A 17,130-nucleotide genomic window follows, 5' to 3' on the forward strand; every position below is an offset into this window, starting at 1 on the left:
GAAAAACGGGGGAAAAGAGAAGGGCAGAGAGGACGAAGACGAACTTCGTCCTGTTTAATGGCAGAAATCGTTAACTTTTTAACGTCTCGATGACAGCCTGATGTGCACCGTACTGGGCGATACGTTGCCAGGCTCGTTCCACGGTATCGACGAATTGTGGGTTCTGTGCGAGGTCTGTGTCGAAGATTTCATGCAGTGAAAGCAGCGCGCTGACGCGTTCTGATTCCGTACTCTGTTCGACGATAGTGCGGATTTTGTCACTCATCGGGTCACGAATATCAATAATTGCACCTGAATCATCAATTCCGCTTACGTAGCGCATCCAGCCCGCAATGCCGAGTGCCAGCAGCGGCCACTCGCTTTGACGTGCTAAATGAACGCGAATCCCGTCCAGCATTCGTTGGGGTAATTTTTGGCTGCCATCCATCGCGATTTGCCAGGTTTTATGTTTTAGCGCCGGATTGGCAAAGCGTTCCAGCAGGCTGTCGGCATACTGGTCTAAATCGACATTGGTGATGCGCAGCGTCGGGGCTTGTTCGCTGAGCATCAGGCGGTGAGCCGCTTCGCGAAATGCGCGGTCCTGCATACAGTCGCTGATATGCTGGAATCCCGCCAGATAACCGAGGTAAGCGAGAAACGAATGGCTACCGTTCAGCATCCGTAGCTTCATTTGCTCCCACGGCAAAACGTCATCAACCATCTGTACACCGGCCGTTTCCCATTGCGGACGGCCGCTGACAAAATGGTCTTCAATGACCCACTGAATAAACGGCTCGCAGCTGATTGCGCAAGGGTCTGCCACGCCTAATTCGCGGGCAATTTCATCCAGTGATTCTTCAGTCGCTGCCGGGACAATCCGGTCTACCATGGTTCCCGGGAAACTGACGTGCTCCCGAATCCAGTTAGCCAGTTCAGGCGAGCGTTTCTCCGCCATTCCCAGTACGGCGTTTTTTACCACATGACCATTGTCCGGGATGTTATCACAGGAGAGGACAGTAAACGGTTGCAGCCCACGTTGACGTCGGCGGTGCAGTGCCTCAACAATAATACCCGGTGCAGAGTGGGGTTCATCCGGTACTTGCAGATCGTGAATAATACGCGGGTTAGTGATATCGAGTGACCCGGTGGCAGGATCGATACAGTAGCCTTTTTCCGTAATGGTTAACGAGACAATCGCGACCTGAGGCTCGCAGAATTTCTCAATAATAGCAGCCAGCGAATCCAGTTTTGCATTCAGGCACTCGTTGACGGCCCCGACGATAATTGGCTGGTTACCGGCCGCACCTTTTTCCAGCACGGTAAATAAATGATCCTGCTCGCGTAGCTGGCTCATCAACCGGTCGCCGCTGAACAGGCTGATCTCACAAATCCCCCAGTCTCCGCCCTGCGAATTTAGCACCCGGTCGGTCAATAACGCCTGATGGGCACGATGAAATGCACCGAAACCAAAATGTACGATCCGCGTTTTTAGCTGTTGGCGATCGTACTGAGGCATTACGACATTTTCCGCAAGAGATGCTGAGGCAATAGTCTTCATTAAATACACCTGATTAACCATTAATTAACAATGGCAGTATAAAGTTATATGACAACAAATTGAATTGGTGTGCCTCATTTATCCGGGTAATGTGAGCTGGATCAATCAATGATGGGCGATGTGTTGATCGTATACCGGATGCCTGTATGGTAGTCGTCATAAAAGTCGTTTAATTTGGTATAACAACTTGTGAGGTGAAGCAATGGAACAAACCTGGCGTTGGTACGGACCAAACGATCCAGTATCGCTTGATGATGTGCGTCAGGCTGGCGCAACGGGTGTTGTGACCGCCTTGCACCACATTCCAAACGGTGAAGTGTGGCCCGTAGAAGAAATTCAAAAGCGCCAGGCGATTCTGGCCGAAAAAGGGCTGACCTGGTCGGTGGTGGAAAGTATCCCTGTCCACGAAGACATCAAAACACAGTCCGGCCAATATCAGATGTGGATTGCAAACTACCAGCAAAGTATTCGAAACCTGGCGACCTGCGGCATTGATACCGTGTGCTACAACTTCATGCCGATCCTGGACTGGACGCGTACCGACCTTGAATATCAGCTACCGGATGGGTCCAAAGCGCTGCGTTTCGACCAGATTGCGTTTGCGGCTTTTGAATTGCACATTCTGCAACGTCCGGGGGCCGAAGCCGATTACACCGCTGAAGAGCAGCGTCAGGCGCTGGATTATTTCAATGCAATGACCGCTGCCGACATTGAAAAGCTGACCCGCAACATTATTGCTGGTCTGCCGGGTGCCGAAGAAGGTTATACGCTGGATCAGTTCCGCGCGCGCCTGGCGGAATATGATGGGATCAGCAAAGACGAACTGCGCAATAACATGGCTGTATTCCTGCGGGCGATTGTGCCTGTTGCCGAGGAAGTTGGCGTACGTCTGGCAGTGCATCCTGATGATCCGCCACGGCCAATCCTCGGTCTGCCACGTATCGTGTCGACCATTGAAGATATGCAATGGCTGAAAGAAACGGTAGATAGCATCAATAATGGTTTCACCATGTGTACCGGCTCGTACGGCGTGCGCGCCGATAACGATCTGGTAAAAATGATTGAGACCTTTGGCGATCGTATTCACTTCACACACTTGCGTTCAACCTGCCGTGAAGAAAACCCGAAAACCTTCCACGAAGGCGCACACTTGCAGGGCGACGTGGATATGGTATCGGTGGTGGCAGCCATTTTGAGCGAAGAGCAACGCCGTAAGAAAGCGGGTGATTTGCGTCCGATCCCAATGCGCCCGGATCATGGACATCAGATGCTTGACGATCTGCACAAGAAAACGAATCCGGGCTACTCCGCGATTGGTCGCCTGAAAGGGCTGGCAGAAGTTCGCGGCGTGGAGCTGGCGCTGAAAAAAACGCAGTTTCGCGATCTGCTGTAATTCGTTCAACACGAGACCATAAATTGCCGGATGGCGCTTGTACCGCCCCCGGCAATACTCAGGTGCGTTGTTATTGCTGTAATAACGCACACATCTCCTGCTCCAGTACATTTAATACCTTTCTGAGGTGCGGCACCTGCAACCCGCCAAAACCAAAGAACATCACCGCATCGGAATTTTTTTGCCTCCAGGCTGTTTCTGAACCGTTTTCAATTTCCTGTAATGTATCAAAGCGTACCCCTGCCCGCAGACAGCGCTGGCGTAGTTTTGCGATGATGTCAGGCGACCAGTTAATGCGCAATGAGAGATGTAACCCTGCCGAGGCACCATCGATCTTTCCTTCAGGGAACAGGGCTGATAAGCCATCACGCAGTAATGCGAGGCGTGCTGCGTAGTTGCTGGCTAGCTTGCCGAGATGAGTATAAAACACCTGGTTTTGCATTAACTCGGCTAAAAACTGCTGCAATAACCACTGGCTACCATTGTTGTTCAGCGCTTTCATATTTTGAACGGCGGGCAGCAGTTCATCAGGGCAAACGAGGTAACCGAGACGTGCCCCCGGTCCCAGCGTTTTTGAGAAGGTCCCCATGTAGATAACCCGGTTGTGGTAATCCATGGCTTTCAGTGCCGGAAGGGGATTCTCACCATACGTAAATACGGCGTCGTAATCGTCTTCAATAATCCAGGCGCCCACTCGCTGTGCCCACGTGAGTAATGACTTACGTCGTTCAAGTGACAGAACACTGCCCATTGGATACTGATGAGCGGGTGTCACATAACAAAGCTGGGTTTCAACCTCAGGTAAATTATCGGTGCACAGCCCGTGATTATCCACGGCAATAGACGTAATATCGGCACCATAATAATTAAACAGATGCCATGCACCAGAATAACAAGGTGATTCGGCGACCACGTGACATTTTTTATTCTGGCTTAGGGTGTGATGAATAATAAATATTTGGCTGAGCAGTGATAACCCTTCCTGAATTCCATCAGTAATGATGATGTTTTGTGCACTGGTATTAATGCCACGGGATAAATTAAGGTATCTGACAATTTGCTCACGTAATGAAAATAATCCGTTTGGTGAATGATATCGGGTCAGTAGCTGCTCTTTAAGTACGCTGGGGGCATTATTCCATTTACGCCAGTTTGACCAGGGAAACGCATTGGGGTCAGGGACGCCCATCCGGCAATAGCACTCACGCCCCATTTCAGCGTAAACATCGGTAGAAACACCGGCAGGCTTCGGCTTTATCGGCGGTGAGCCTTCCGCAGATGGCACGTGTACCGGGGGACTACGCATAGGTGCCGTAAATGTGACTTCATAGCCGATACCCTGCCTGCTCTTGATAAAACCGGCCGCCATCAGTTTTTCATACGCCATCACCACCGTGATTTTGGCCACGTTTAGCGTCTGCGCCTGCTCGCGGATAGAGGGCAGTTTATCCCCGCAAAGCAAATCGCCTTGCTGAATTGCCTGAAAGTAAAATTGAAAGATCTGCAATTGTAGCGGGGTGCGACTTTCCCTATTGAGAGACAGTGTCAGCATGAGGAAATTCCTTGTTTAAACAATAGGGGCATATTACACGTTTCAGCATATTGCTATTTTGACACGCCTCATAGAGTTAAGGCTGTTCCTATAATCTGAAATCGCTGTCTCTATTTTTGCTTTTTAATATCCCTTAGCGTGATGCTATTAAAAAAATGGAGGCAGGTATGTCGTGGATAAAAAAGAACGCGCTTTGGTGTGCGTTAGGTGGCGCAGTCGTAATGGCCATTGTTATTTGGGGAACATGGCAAGGAGTCCATTACACCAGCACTACGGAGTTTTGTTTATCGTGCCACTCGATGCGCACATCAGGAGAGGAGTATAAGACCAGTGTGCATTTTCGTAATGCCTCTGGTGTACGAGCGGAGTGTAAGGATTGCCACATTCCCCCGGGAGTCGTCCCGACGCTTGTGCGTAAAACCGAAGCCTTAAACGATCTCTACCACACCTTTATCTCACCTTCGATTGATACCCCGGAAAAGTTCAATGCCAAACGGGCTGAGCTCGCCCAGCGAGAGTGGGCACGGATGAGTGCCAACAATTCGGCAGCCTGTAAATCGTGTCACAGCTATGAAGCGATGGATCATGGAAAACAATCCGCCAATGCCGCAGCACAGATGACGGCGGCGGCAGCGAAGGACAGCAACTGCATTGACTGTCACAAAGGGATCGCGCACCACAAACCGGACATGAGCAGTGGCTTTCGCGATCGCTACAAGCAGCTACAACAGCAGGGGGAAAAACTATCAACTGCGACGACGCTGTTTTCGTTAAGCGAAAAAACACTAACAGCTACGGCGGGGGCACCAGCAGGGAAAGCGCTGTTATTTCCGGCAACCCAGGTCAAGGTGCTGCAAAAAGAGGGGAACAACGTCCAGTTGGAAGTGACGGGCTGGCGTGAAAGCAAGGGGCGTGGGCGGGTGATCACCCAGTATATGGGCAAACGCGTCTTCTCCGCGGTCCTTGATGCTTCACTGATGGAAAACGTGAAAGTCCTGCAAACCCAGACTGACCCTGGTTCGCATCAGGAATGGCAGCAGGTGAGTGTGACCGCATGGACCTCCGCGCAGGGACTCATCGATAGCATTACGCCGGTGTGGGAGTACTCGGATCAGATGCTGCAATCGACGTGTAGCGCCTGTCACAGCACGCCACCGGCTACCCGATACACCGCCAACGGCTGGATTGCCGGACTGAAAGCGATGTCGACGTATTATCGACTCAATCCGGTGGAAGAACGTACGTTGTTGAAATACCTCCAGACCCACGCCAGTGATGTGTCTGAACCCAACAAATAATAAGGATAAGATATGGATATTCATGACTTTAATCCGTCACGCCGTCGTTTTCTGACCGGAATGCTGGCGGTTGGCGCAGCCAGTGCGCTGGCGCCTAATCCGCTGATATCAAAAGTATGGGCGGCGGGGGAAAACCCCGAACAATGGATCCAATCCGGCTCACATTATGGTGCTTTTGAAGCCAAAGTGGTTAACGGCGAGTGGACGGAAACGCGACCGTTCAAACATGACAAACACCCGTGCGATATGCTCAATGCGGTACGTGAAATCGTCTACAACCCTTCACGGGTTCGTTATCCGATGGTTCGACTGGACTGGTTACGCAAGCGTGAGAAGTCGGATCGTAGCCAGCGGGGAGATAATCGTTTTGTGCGGGTTAGCTGGGATCAGGCGCTGGACCTGTTTTATGAAGAGCTTGAGCGGGTGCAAAAAACCTACGGTTCATCCGGCGTCTTTACCGGGCTGGCGGATTGGCAAATGGTGGGCAAATACCACAAGGCTGGCGGTGCAATGGACAGAGGGCTCGGTTTGCATGGTAGCTATGTGACGACCGTAGGCGACTACTCAGCGGCTGCAGCGCAGGTTATCTTGCCGCATGTAATTGGTTCGCTTGAAGTCTATGAGCAGCAAACCTCGCTGCCGCTGGTTATCGAGAACAGCAATACCATCGTACTGTGGGGCTGTGATCCCATTAAGAATTTGCAGATTGAATTTTTGGTTCCCGATCACGACGCGTTTGGCTACTGGCAGCAGATCAAAGAGGCCGTCGCCCAGGGCAAAATGCGCGTCATCAGCGTTGATCCGGTGCGGAGCAAATCACAAAATTTTCTGGGGTGTGAACAGCTGGCGTTACGACCACAAACCGATGTTGCGTTACTGCTGGCACTCGCACATACCCTGTATGAAGAAAAACTGTACGACACGGCATTCATTAACGACTACACCGTCGGCTTCGAGCAGTTTTTACCCTACCTGATGGGAGAAACAGACAAGCAACCGAAAAACGCCGAGTGGGCTGCGGAAATCTGTGGGCTGACGGCGGATCAGATCCGTGATTTTGCCCGGCTGCTGGTGAAAGGCCGGACGCAGTTTATGGGCGGCTGGTGCGTACAGCGTATGCACCACGGCGAACAGTATCCCTGGATGCTGGTGGTGCTGGCCAGTATGGTCGGTCAAATTGGGTTACCGGGCGGTGGTGTGGGGTTCGGCTGGCACTACAACGGCGGAGGGACGGTAACGTCAGCCGGGCCGGTACTTTCTGGTCTGGGGAGCATTAACAATCCGCCAGAGGCGAAGTATAAACCGGATTTTCGCGGCGTATCCGAGCATATTCCTACCTCACGTATTGTTGATTGCCTGCTGGAACCGGGCAAAAAGATCGCCTTTAACGGCGAGACGTTAATCTACCCTGACATCAAAATGGCGATCTTCAGCGCGGCGAACCCGTTCCACGCCCAGCAGGATCGCAACCGAATGATCGAGGCGTGGAAGAAACTGGAGACCGTGGTGGTGTTAGATCACCAATGGACTGCATCCTGTCGTTTTGCCGATATCGTCCTGCCTGTTACCACACGCTTTGAACGCAACGATATTGAGCAGTTTGGTACCCATTCAAATAAGGGGCTGATGGCGCTGCATCAGGTCGTCAAACCGCAATATGAAGCGCGGCATGATTTCGACGTGTTTGCCGGACTCTGTAAACGTTTTGACAAGGAGTCGGTATACCGGGAAAACCGCGATGAAATGCAGTGGGTACAAGCGCTCTATGACGAAGGCGTCAAAATGGGTGCCTCGCTCGGTGTCACGTTGCCAGACTTTGACTCGTTCTGGAAAGGTGAAGGGTATGTTGAATATCCCGCGGGACAACCGTGGGTTCGTCATGGCGAATTTCGCGATCAGCCCGATCTTAATCCTCTGGGTACACCATCAGGTCTGATTGAAATTTACAGCAAAACGATCGCCGGTTTTCAGTATGACGATTGCCCTGGGCATCCGGTATGGATGGAGCCGTTTGAACGTAGCCATCAGGGTAAAAAAGACAAATATCCACTGCACCTGCAATCCTGTCATCCGGATAAACGCCTGCACTCCCAGTTGTGCTCAAGTGATGCGTTTCGCAGCACGTATGCGGTAGCCGGAAGAGAACCGCTTTACATCAGCGAGCAAGATGCTGCCGCGCGGGGTTTAAAAGCCGGGGATATTGCACGGGTCTTTAACGCGCGCGGTCAGGTGCTGGCGGGGGTGGTGATTAGCCCTGATTTTACCCCCGGCGTGATCCGCATTCATGAAGGGGCATGGTATTCCCCACTGGAAGGTGGGAAAGCAGGGACGCTATGTACCTATGGCGATCCTAATGTCCTGAGTGCGGATATTGGTACGTCTCAACTGGCGCAAGGGCCTTCAGCACATACCGTGCTGGTGGATGTCGAACGCTATCAGCAACATGTTCCACCGGTCACGGGATTTGGTGGGCCGGAGATAGTGAAAGAGGAGGGGGACAATGCAGCATAGCCTTATTTTCCAGCAACGCGCCGCGGTCTATCAGTGGTTTTCACAATTGCTGTTTCGTGAGCTGGACCAGAAACAACTCGCTCGTCTTGAAAGCGAGGATACCCGACAGTGGCTGGCGTCGCTGGCGGGTATTCCCGGGCTTTCGCTGGATGTTAAAAAACTGGAGCGTAGCCTGACGCAGGTTCTGCGTCGTGAAAGCCGACAACTGGAGCTGGCCGCAGATTTTACAACGTTATTTCTGCTGGCACCGCCTGGTGGTGTTTCCCCGTATGCGGGACATTATCCCCATACAACGGCGGCTGAAGAACGTCGACAAATGAATGTACTGTTGGCTGAACACGGACTGGCTGCGCAGGAAAATGAACCCTCCGATCATATCGCTATACAGCTGGCTTTGATGGCGAGGATGGTGGCCAAAGAGGAAACGCTATCTGCACAATATTACTTTTTGCATCATCACATTATGTGTTGGGCACCCTTGTTTCGTGATAGCTGCCAGCAGCGTGATGAGGCGGGATTTTATGCGCGGGCGGTTAGCGTAATTGTGGGTTTTATACGGGAAGATGAGCAGTATCTGGAATCACTGTTAATGGATGATTTTTATCTCAGTAGTCAACGCTGAAAATGACAAAGGGACAGCCTGTGCTGTCCCTGAACGTCAATGTGTGGCAGAGGTATTAATCTGCGCGACCCATATAGCGGCGTTCTTCGATATGAATACGGATTTTTTCACCTGCACTCAGATACTCAGGAACCTGGATCACCAGGCCGGTGCTCAGGGTTGCTGGCTTGTTGCGCGCACTCGCTGAAGCACCTTTAATACCCGGTGCGGTTTCAACGATTTCCAGATCTACGGTCTGCGGCAGTTCAAGCGCCAGTAATTGGCCGTCCCAGGTCAGTACCTGCATGTCCGGCATCCCGCCTTCCGGGATGAACAGCAGCTCTTCTTCAATCTGGTCTTTAGTGAAGGTATACGGGGTATAGTCTTCTTTATCCATAAAGACATATTCGTTGCCATCAACGTAGGAGAAATCAACCCCGCGGCGGCTCAGGGTGACGGTATCTACAATATCGTCGCCTTTGAAGCGCTCTTCAACTTTCAGACCAGTACGGACATCAGAAAAACGCATTTTGTACAGCGTAGCTGCACCACGTGCGGACGGTGATTGAATATCGATATCTTTTACAATCAGCAGTTTGCCGTTGTAATTCAGTACCATACCTTTTTTAATTTCGTTCGCTCTTGGCATCGAAAAAATCCTGTAGTGAGGAGTGTCTAAAATATCGCGTCAAACTACTCGCGCCGGGGCATTCAGGCAAGCGGAATTCACACTTTTGCTGGTGCAAAAAAGGTGGTATACACTCCGTCCTTCTGGTTACCTCGTTGTTGGCTGTGTGCATGCCATCTTGAGGTACGCCGAATGAATTTGTGTATACTGTTCGCTACCTGAACAATCCGATGGTTTACCCTAAAGAGAATACTGTATGGAATGCCGTCCGGATTGTGGCGCATGTTGCACTGCGCCTTCTATCTCCAGCCCTATCCCTGGCATGCCTGATGGCAAGCCCGCCAATACGGCATGCGTTCAGCTAGATGAATCCCTGCGCTGTAAGATTTTTGCGTCTCCGTTGCGCCCAAAAGTGTGTGCCGGTTTGCAACCCAGTGCGGAAATGTGCGGTAAAACGACACACCAGGCCATGCTGTACCTTATTGAGCTTGAAGCGTTGACTGCACCTTAAACGTCTTTGATGCGCACCAGGCACACAACCGTCGCGACGATCATCACCAGCGCAAACCAGAATACGGCGTGGTAATTCCAGATTTCGGCAGCAATACCTGCCAACGAGCCGGCAATGATCCAGCCTACGCGGATGGTATTGGTGTACAGCGTTGTTGCTGATCCCGCCTGTCCCGGCATCAAATCCTGAAAATAAAGCATGCCAATCCCGCCGAGGATGCCGATGTAAATCGCGTTCAGCAACTGTAAGCCGAGCAAAACCGCCGGTGAATGTGCCAACAGCATGCCCGCATAAAAAAAGAACCCGGCGATGGCGGCAATTCTCATCAACAGACGTTTGCCCAGACGTTTCGCAAAATATCCGGCAATCAGCATGGTTGGGATTTCCAACCCTGCGGCGGTACCCATCATGATACCGGCGAGTTTTTCCGGCAGATGCAGTTCATTGATGATAAACAGCGGCATATTAATGATATAGAGGCTGTTGGTGCCCCACATTAATGTGCAGATAGCAAAAAGCAGCAGCGTATCACGACGATTACGGCGTGGAGCCTCAACCGCACCTGTTGTGAGAGGTACGCTTTTGTTCATTGACGGTAAGAAAAACCAGACCATCACGCCGCAGATAATAAATGCCACCGCGGCGCTGAGATACATCACCGTAAAGCTGAATCCCATGGCCAGCGCATAGGCCAATGGTGGGCCGATCACCCAGGCCAGTGAAACCTGAGCACGTAAAATAGAGCTGAACATGACGGCTTCCCGGCCAGTGCGATCGGCATGTTCACGGGCGAGAGCAAACATTTGCGGGTTGGCGGTGGAGCCAAAGCTACTGAGGAATACACCGACAAACAGCAAAATAAAATAGTTTCGGTTCCAGGCAAACAGCACGCAGGCCAGCATGCCAAGTACGCAGCAAAAAACGATCAGGTTTTTACGATCGCCTTTTTTGTCAGAGCGTCCGGCCAGAAACTGACTTACCAAAATGCCGATGACGGCGCTACCGGTAAAAAAGAAACCCACCATTCCCGGACGAGCATGGACTTCATCGGTCAGAAAAAGGCTGAGCGTAGGTGTCTGCAATGCCCCGGCGATACCCGTGAGAAAAGCGACAAGCAGGAACGCCGAAGACGTTAAATCAAACGCCTTGGGTGTGGCGGCTACGGGGGTGTTATGCATGTTTAGCTATCAGTGGAGTGAAGAGAGGCGGAGTTTACGCTGCTCGCCAGAAAATAAACAGGGCACTAAATCAAAATCGATATGGAAAATCAAAATGTCATTTCAGTCTGAGAAGTCCACATGCTGACGATGCTGAAGTTGAGTAGCTGAACACGTTTTTGCGTCAGCTTGTTTCAAAGAACCGTCGAGAAAATGTGCGGTACATCTAAATTCAGCAAGTTAATTGTTAACTTTACTTGCGTGCTGAAGCAGAAAGATCCAGACTCCTTGAAACGTTTCAGCGTCATCTTGCCTTAACTGATGGAGTCGGGTGACGCCTTTTTTCTCATGTTAGCCGAATCGTTTCAATTCAGCGGGAGAGGAGAATCATGTTCCAGTTATCTGTTCAGGATATTCACCCGGGCGAACAGGCCGGGAACAAAGAAGAGGCTATTCGCCAGGTTGCCGCTGCCCTGGTGCAAGCGGGCAATGTTGCAGACGGCTATGTCAATGGCATGCTGGCGCGCGAACAACAAACATCGACGTTTCTCGGCAATGGTATTGCCATTCCTCACGGTACGACAGACACACGCGATCAGGTGCTGAAAACCGGGGTTCAGGTGTTTCAGTTTCCGCAGGGGGTGACGTGGGGCGAAGGTCAGGTTGCGTATGTGGCAATCGGCATTGCAGCCAGCTCAGATGAACACCTTGGGCTGCTGCGTCAGCTGACTCATGTATTGAGTGATGACTCGGTTGCGGAACAGTTGAAATCCGCCACCACGGCAGAAGAGTTGCGTGCATTGCTGATGGGCGAAAAGCAGAGCGAGCAGCTGAAGCTTGATAACGAAACGCTGTCGTTGGACGTCGTCGCCAATTCACTGGTGACGCTGCAGGCGCTGAACGCCGCACGTCTGAAAGAAGCCGGTGCAGTAGATGCCACCTTTGTGGCCAGAGCGATTAACGAGCAACCAATGAATCTTGGTCAGGGCATCTGGCTGAATGATTGTGCTGAAGGCAATGTGCGCAGCGCCGTCGCGGTCAGTCGTGCGGCAAGCGCATTTGACGTGCAGGGAGAAGCTGCTGCGCTGCTGGTTACTGTCGCGATGAATGATGACCAGCCCGTTGCGGTGCTGAAGCGTCTTGGCGATCTGTTGCTGAGCAATAAAGCTGACCGTTTGCTGAAGGCGGATGCTGCGACGGTGTTGGCGCTGCTGACCAGTGATGATGCATTAACTGATGATGTACTGAGTGCCGAGTTTGTAGTGCGTAATGAGCATGGTTTACACGCCCGTCCGGGCACTATGCTGGTGAATACGATTAAACAATTTAATAGTGAAATAACCGTGACGAATCTTGATGGAACCGGAAAACCGGCAAATGGACGCAGTTTGATGAAAGTGGTGGCATTGGGCGTGAAAAAAGGACACCACCTGCGCTTTACCGCACAGGGTGAAGATGCTGAACAGGCGCTGAAAGCCATTGGCGATGCCATCGCGGCAGGTCTTGGGGAGGGCGCATAATGAGCAGACGTGTTGCAACTATCACCCTGAACCCGGCTTATGATCTGGTCGGTTTTTGCCCTGAAATTGAACGCGGTGAAGTCAATCTGGTGAAAACGACCGGTCTGCATGCGGCAGGCAAAGGGATTAACGTCGCAAAAGTGCTTAAGGACCTGGGGATTGACGTGACGGTCGGCGGCTTTCTGGGTAAGGACAACCAGGATGGTTTTCAGCAGTTGTTCAGTGAACTGGGCATCGCTAACCGTTTTCAGGTGGTGCAGGGGCGCACCCGTATTAACGTCAAGCTGACTGAAAAAGATGGTGAAGTATCTGACTTCAATTTTTCCGGCTTTGAAGTCACACCGGCTGACTGGGAACGCTTTGTGAATGACTCACTAAGCTGGCTGGGGCAATTCGATATGGTGTGCGTCAGCGGTAGCTTGCCGACCGGCGTGAGCCCTGAAGCATTCACTGACTGGATGACGCGCCTGCGCAGTCAGTGTCCATGCATTATCTTTGATAGTAGTCGTGAAGCGCTGGTCGCCGGGCTGAAAGCGGCTCCGTGGCTGGTGAAACCAAACCGTCGTGAACTGGAAATCTGGGCTGGCCGTAAGCTGCCAGAAATGAAAGATGTTATCGATGCGGCACATGCTCTGCGTGAACAAGGCATTGCGCACGTGGTGATTTCACTCGGTGCGGAAGGCGCTTTATGGGTTAACGCTTCGGGTGAATGGATTGCTAAACCACCGTCAGTTGAGGTGGTCAGCACCGTCGGCGCGGGTGATTCGATGGTTGGCGGTCTGATTTATGGCTTGCTGATGCGTGAATCCAGCGAACATACCCTGCGTCTGGCGACGGCAGTTGCCGCCCTGGCGGTAAGCCAAAGCAATGTGGGCATTACCGATCGTCCTCAGTTGGCCGCAATGATGGCGCGTGTCGACTTAAAACCGTTTAACTGACAGCAGGAGAGGCATAATGAAAACGCTGCTGATTATTGACGCTAATCTCGGCCAGGCTCGCGCCTATATGGCGAAAACCCTGCTTGGAGCGGCGGCACAGAAAGCGCATCTGGAGATCATCGACAATCCAAATGATGCAGAGCTGGCGATTGTCCTGGGCGATAAGCTGCCTGTCGACAATTCGCTGAACGGCAAAAAGGTCTGGCTGGGTGACATCGGTCGTGCGGTTGCGCATCCCGAGCTTTTTCTCAGTGAAGCAAAAGGCCATGCGCAGCCATATAGCGCGCCGGTTGTGGCAACACTAGTGGCAAGCAATGGTCCAAAACGTGTGGTGGCAGTGACAGCTTGTCCAACAGGTGTCGCACATACGTTTATGGCTGCTGAAGCCATTGAAACCGAAGCGAAAAAACGCGGCTGGTGGGTGAAGGTGGAAACCCGTGGCTCTGTAGGGGCAGGTAATGCCATTACGCCGGAAGAGGTTGCCGAGGCTGATCTGGTGATTGTGGCGGCTGATATTGAGGTTGATCTGGCGAAATTTGCTGGAAAACCGATGTATCGCACGTCTACGGGCCTGGCGCTGAAGAAAACGAAGCAGGAACTGGATAAAGCGCTGGATGAAGCGACCCCGTACCAGCCTGCCGGGAAGAATCAGACTGCGGCCACCGAAGGAAAAAAAGAGGGCGCGGGCGCGTATCGTCACCTGCTGACCGGTGTGTCTTACATGCTGCCGATGGTGGTTGCGGGTGGTCTGTGTATTGCGCTGTCATTCGCCTTTGGTATTGAAGCATTCAAAGAGCAAGGTACGCTGGCAGCAGCACTGATGCAGATTGGTGGGGGCTCAGCCTTCGCACTGATGGTGCCCGTTCTGGCAGGTTACATTGCATTTTCTATCGCTGACCGTCCCGGTCTGACGCCGGGTCTTATCGGCGGTATGCTGGCGGTAAGCACCGGTTCTGGCTTTATCGGTGGGATTATCGCCGGTTTCCTTGCCGGTTATGTGGCGAAGCTCATCAGCACGAAGTTGAAACTCCCACAGAGTATGGAAGCGCTGAAACCGATTCTGATTATTCCGCTGCTTTCGAGCCTGGTCGTTGGTCTGGCAATGATTTACCTGATTGGTAAACCGGTTGCGGGCATTCTGGAAGGCCTGACTCACTGGCTGCAAACCATGGGGACGGCGAATGCGGTTCTGCTTGGCGCTATTCTTGGTGGCATGATGTGTACCGACATGGGCGGTCCAGTGAACAAAGCGGCCTACGCTTTTGGGGTGGGTCTGCTGAGTACGCAAACTTATGCACCGATGGCAGCCATTATGGCGGCAGGTATGGTGCCACCGTTGGCTCTGGGTCTGGCAACGCTGGTTGCGCGTCGTAAGTTCGACAAAGCACAACAAGAAGGTGGCAAAGCGGCACTGGTTCTGGGTTTGTGCTTTATCACCGAAGGGGCAATTCCGTTCGCGGCACGCGATCCGATGCGCGTTCTGCCATGCTGTATCGTCGGTGGCGCGGTGACGGGAGCAATCTCAATGGCTGTGGGTGCGAAGTTGATGGCACCACACGGCGGACTGTTTGTACTGCTGATCCCTGGTGCCATTACCCCTGTACTTGGTTACCTGCTGGCGATTGTTGCTGGTACGCTGGTGGCAGGTCTCTCCTACGCGGTGCTGAAGCGCCCGGAAGTGGACGCCGTTGCGAAAGTAGCCTAACCCTTCTTTACTTCCCTGGGCAGAGATTTCTCTGCCCTTTTTATTCTTTGATCCCGACAGTTGCGGCACCGCCACAATAATCCATCCTGCCTTAGCCAAATTCGATAAAGTGCCCTTAAATCAAACTCATCACGGAAATCGAATATGAAAAAAACGCACATTTTTGCCTCTCTGTCACTCGCTACGCTGTTGCTTACAGGGTGCTCAACCACTTATGTGATGACAACAACATCAGGGACAACGATAGAGACGCAAGGAAAACCTGAGCAGGATTCCGGGACAGGATTGACAAAATATGCCGATACCTATGGCTATCACCGCGTGATTAAAAGCAGCGAGGTGAAGCAAATAGATAAAGGTAAGACGGTATTGCTATGGTGAACCCGGTCAGGTAAGTCGCGAAGCATTCAGGGGGCGATATCGCTTTCGGCCCCCCAGAATAAAACGGGTCAGGCAATCATTGGCGCGATGATAAAACCAAAGGCAACGCCCGCGATGATCCCACCAAGTCCTGGTAACATAAACGGATGGTTTAAGACGTACTTGCCCACGCGTGTTGTCCCGGTGGTGTCGAACTCCATTGCCGCCAGTGAAGTGGGGTATGTGGGGAGAACAAACACACCAGTCACTGCCACATAGGAAGCCAGAATGGCCCAGGTGGGTACGCCGAGCGCGACGGCAAGCGGGATAATCAGCGGCGTGGTGGCTCCCTGCGAATAGAGCAGCGCGCAGGTCCCAAACAGTACCAGAGCCAACAGCATCGGGTAGGCCTGTAGAATATTACCCGCGATGTCTTTAATTTCCGCTAAGTGTGCGTCAATGAATGTGGTTCCCAGTGTAACAATGCCGAGAATGACGGCCAGCGAACTCATCCCTGCTCGAAAAGTGGATGTCAGTACAATGGCATCTGTAGATGTTTTGCATAACACGACCATCAGGCAAGCGGCAGATAACATGCAGATAATAATGATATCCCGCGTATTCATCGGACTACCGACGTTGAATCCCGGACGTAGCTGAGGGCAGGCAGCAAGGATGACGATGACGATGGTTGCCAGCATAAACAGGGTAACGGAAAGCACGGCACCCGGCGTCGTACTACTCTGGCTTTCATATTTACGGACCAGACCTTTTTGCAGGCGTTGCAGATACACTTCATCATCCTGTAGCTCGCACCCCTGGCGTGAAGCGATGAATGCGGCCACCATGGCGGCAACGAACGAGGCGGGCAGGCATACCGCCATGACCTGTATAAAGCTGACGCCGTTTCCTTCCATGATGGTTAACATTGCGGCCATCGCGGCACTGATCGGTGAGCCGGATATTGCCACCTGAGAGGCGACGACGGACCCTGCGAGTGTGCGTGAGGGGCGGATACCCGACTCTTTCGCAACTTCGGCAATCACCGGCAGGGTAGAAAAGACAATAAATCCGGTCCCCGCCATAATGGTCATCGACCAGGTAATAATAGGCGCAATAATATTGATATATTTAGGGTTACGCCGCATAAAATTCCCGGCAACACGTACCAGATAATCCATACCTCCGGCGGCCTGTAGCGCCGATGCTGCCACGACAACCGTCATAATAATAAGAATAACGTCCACGGGAGGCGAACCAATTTGCAGCCCAAATCCCAGCGTTAATATAGCCAGCCCCAGCCCGCCACATAAACCGATACCAATTCCGCCAAGGCGGATGCCAAAGAATATTGCCCCTAACACTACGATAATTTCCAGCCAAATCATGATGGCCTCCGCCAGAGAATAATTCGTTATT

14 protein-coding genes are annotated in these 17,130 nt (G+C 52.2%); 9 read left to right on the forward strand and 5 right to left on the reverse strand.

Features of this window, described 5'->3' with window-relative positions; all coding sequences use genetic code 11:
• Nucleotides 1-70 precede the first annotated feature (70 nt).
• A complete protein-coding gene (locus NNO08_RS09505; RefSeq protein WP_271456615.1) occupies nt 71-1,537 on the reverse strand; it encodes a mannitol dehydrogenase family protein in 1,467 nt (488 codons plus the stop codon).
• A 202-nt stretch (nt 1,538-1,739) separates the two neighbouring features.
• Between NNO08_RS09505 and uxuA the strand changes: the two genes are divergently transcribed.
• The gene (gene uxuA, locus NNO08_RS09510; RefSeq protein WP_271456616.1) at nt 1,740-2,930 is read left to right on the forward strand and encodes a mannonate dehydratase; all 1,191 of its coding nucleotides are present in this window, start codon (nt 1,740-1,742) and stop codon (nt 2,928-2,930) included.
• A 70-nt stretch (nt 2,931-3,000) separates the two neighbouring features.
• On the opposite strand, the gene pdxR is transcribed toward uxuA, so the two are convergent.
• Nucleotides 3,001-4,482 (reverse strand): MocR-like pyridoxine biosynthesis transcription factor PdxR, encoded by a 1,482-nt coding sequence (gene pdxR / locus NNO08_RS09515; protein WP_271456617.1) that lies wholly within the window; start codon nt 4,480-4,482, stop codon nt 3,001-3,003.
• Nucleotides 4,483-4,649: 167 nt separating this feature from the next.
• Between pdxR and torC the strand changes: the two genes are divergently transcribed.
• The 3 genes from torC to torD are packed head-to-tail and all read left to right on the forward strand — an operon-like array spanning nt 4,650 to nt 8,913.
• Nucleotides 4,650-5,780 (forward strand): pentaheme c-type cytochrome TorC, encoded by a 1,131-nt coding sequence (gene torC, locus NNO08_RS09520; RefSeq protein WP_271440080.1) that lies wholly within the window; start codon nt 4,650-4,652, stop codon nt 5,778-5,780.
• Between the two features lie 12 nt (nt 5,781-5,792).
• Nucleotides 5,793-8,291 carry a trimethylamine-N-oxide reductase TorA gene (gene torA / locus NNO08_RS09525; protein ID WP_271456618.1) on the forward strand — a complete coding sequence of 833 codons (2,499 nt, stop codon included), beginning with the start codon at nt 5,793-5,795 and terminating at the stop codon, nt 8,289-8,291.
• Nucleotides 8,281-8,913 (forward strand): molecular chaperone TorD, encoded by a 633-nt coding sequence (gene torD / locus NNO08_RS09530; protein WP_271456619.1) that lies wholly within the window; start codon nt 8,281-8,283, stop codon nt 8,911-8,913. Before torA ends, torD begins: the two co-directional genes overlap by 11 nt.
• Nucleotides 8,914-8,968: 55 nt before the next feature.
• Here torD and yeiP read toward each other — a convergent pair whose 3' ends face one another.
• The gene (yeiP, locus tag NNO08_RS09535) at nt 8,969-9,541 is read right to left on the reverse strand and encodes an elongation factor P-like protein YeiP (RefSeq protein WP_271440077.1); all 573 of its coding nucleotides are present in this window, start codon (nt 9,539-9,541) and stop codon (nt 8,969-8,971) included.
• Between the two features lie 235 nt (nt 9,542-9,776).
• On the opposite strand from yeiP, the gene NNO08_RS09540 reads away from it, so the two are divergent.
• Entirely contained in the window at nt 9,777-10,031 is a 255-nt protein-coding gene (locus tag NNO08_RS09540) for a YkgJ family cysteine cluster protein (protein WP_271456620.1), read from the forward strand.
• On the opposite strand, the gene setB is transcribed toward NNO08_RS09540, so the two are convergent.
• A complete protein-coding gene (gene setB / locus NNO08_RS09545; protein WP_271456621.1) occupies nt 10,028-11,209 on the reverse strand; it encodes a sugar efflux transporter SetB in 1,182 nt (393 codons plus the stop codon). The genes NNO08_RS09540 and setB overlap by 4 nt on opposite strands.
• Before the next feature lie 368 nt (nt 11,210-11,577).
• On the opposite strand from setB, the gene fruB reads away from it, so the two are divergent.
• The 4 genes from fruB to NNO08_RS09565 all read left to right on the forward strand — a co-directional run bounded on the left by fruB (nt 11,578) and on the right by NNO08_RS09565 (nt 15,732).
• Nucleotides 11,578-12,708: a fused PTS fructose transporter subunit IIA/HPr protein gene (gene fruB / locus NNO08_RS09550; protein ID WP_137384080.1), complete on the forward strand. Its 1,131-nt coding sequence runs from the start codon at nt 11,578-11,580 to the stop codon at nt 12,706-12,708.
• Nucleotides 12,708-13,646, forward strand: coding sequence for a 1-phosphofructokinase (fruK, locus tag NNO08_RS09555; RefSeq protein ID WP_003027446.1), 939 nt, complete (start codon nt 12,708-12,710; stop codon nt 13,644-13,646). Before fruB ends, fruK begins: the two co-directional genes overlap by 1 nt.
• A gap of 16 nt (nt 13,647-13,662) precedes the next feature.
• Entirely contained in the window at nt 13,663-15,351 is a 1,689-nt protein-coding gene (fruA, locus tag NNO08_RS09560; protein WP_271456622.1) for a PTS fructose transporter subunit IIBC, read from the forward strand.
• A gap of 144 nt (nt 15,352-15,495) precedes the next feature.
• Nucleotides 15,496-15,732 carry a YgdI/YgdR family lipoprotein gene (locus tag NNO08_RS09565; protein ID WP_271440073.1) on the forward strand — a complete coding sequence of 79 codons (237 nt, stop codon included), beginning with the start codon at nt 15,496-15,498 and terminating at the stop codon, nt 15,730-15,732.
• A 68-nt stretch (nt 15,733-15,800) separates the two neighbouring features.
• On the opposite strand, the gene NNO08_RS09570 is transcribed toward NNO08_RS09565, so the two are convergent.
• Nucleotides 15,801-17,099, reverse strand: coding sequence for an anaerobic C4-dicarboxylate transporter (locus NNO08_RS09570; RefSeq protein WP_271456623.1), 1,299 nt, complete (start codon nt 17,097-17,099; stop codon nt 15,801-15,803).
• Nucleotides 17,100-17,130 lie beyond the last annotated feature (31 nt).

Source organism: Citrobacter sp. Igbk 17, from assembly GCF_028069775.1.
Classification (GTDB): Bacteria; Pseudomonadota; Gammaproteobacteria; order Enterobacterales; family Enterobacteriaceae; genus Citrobacter.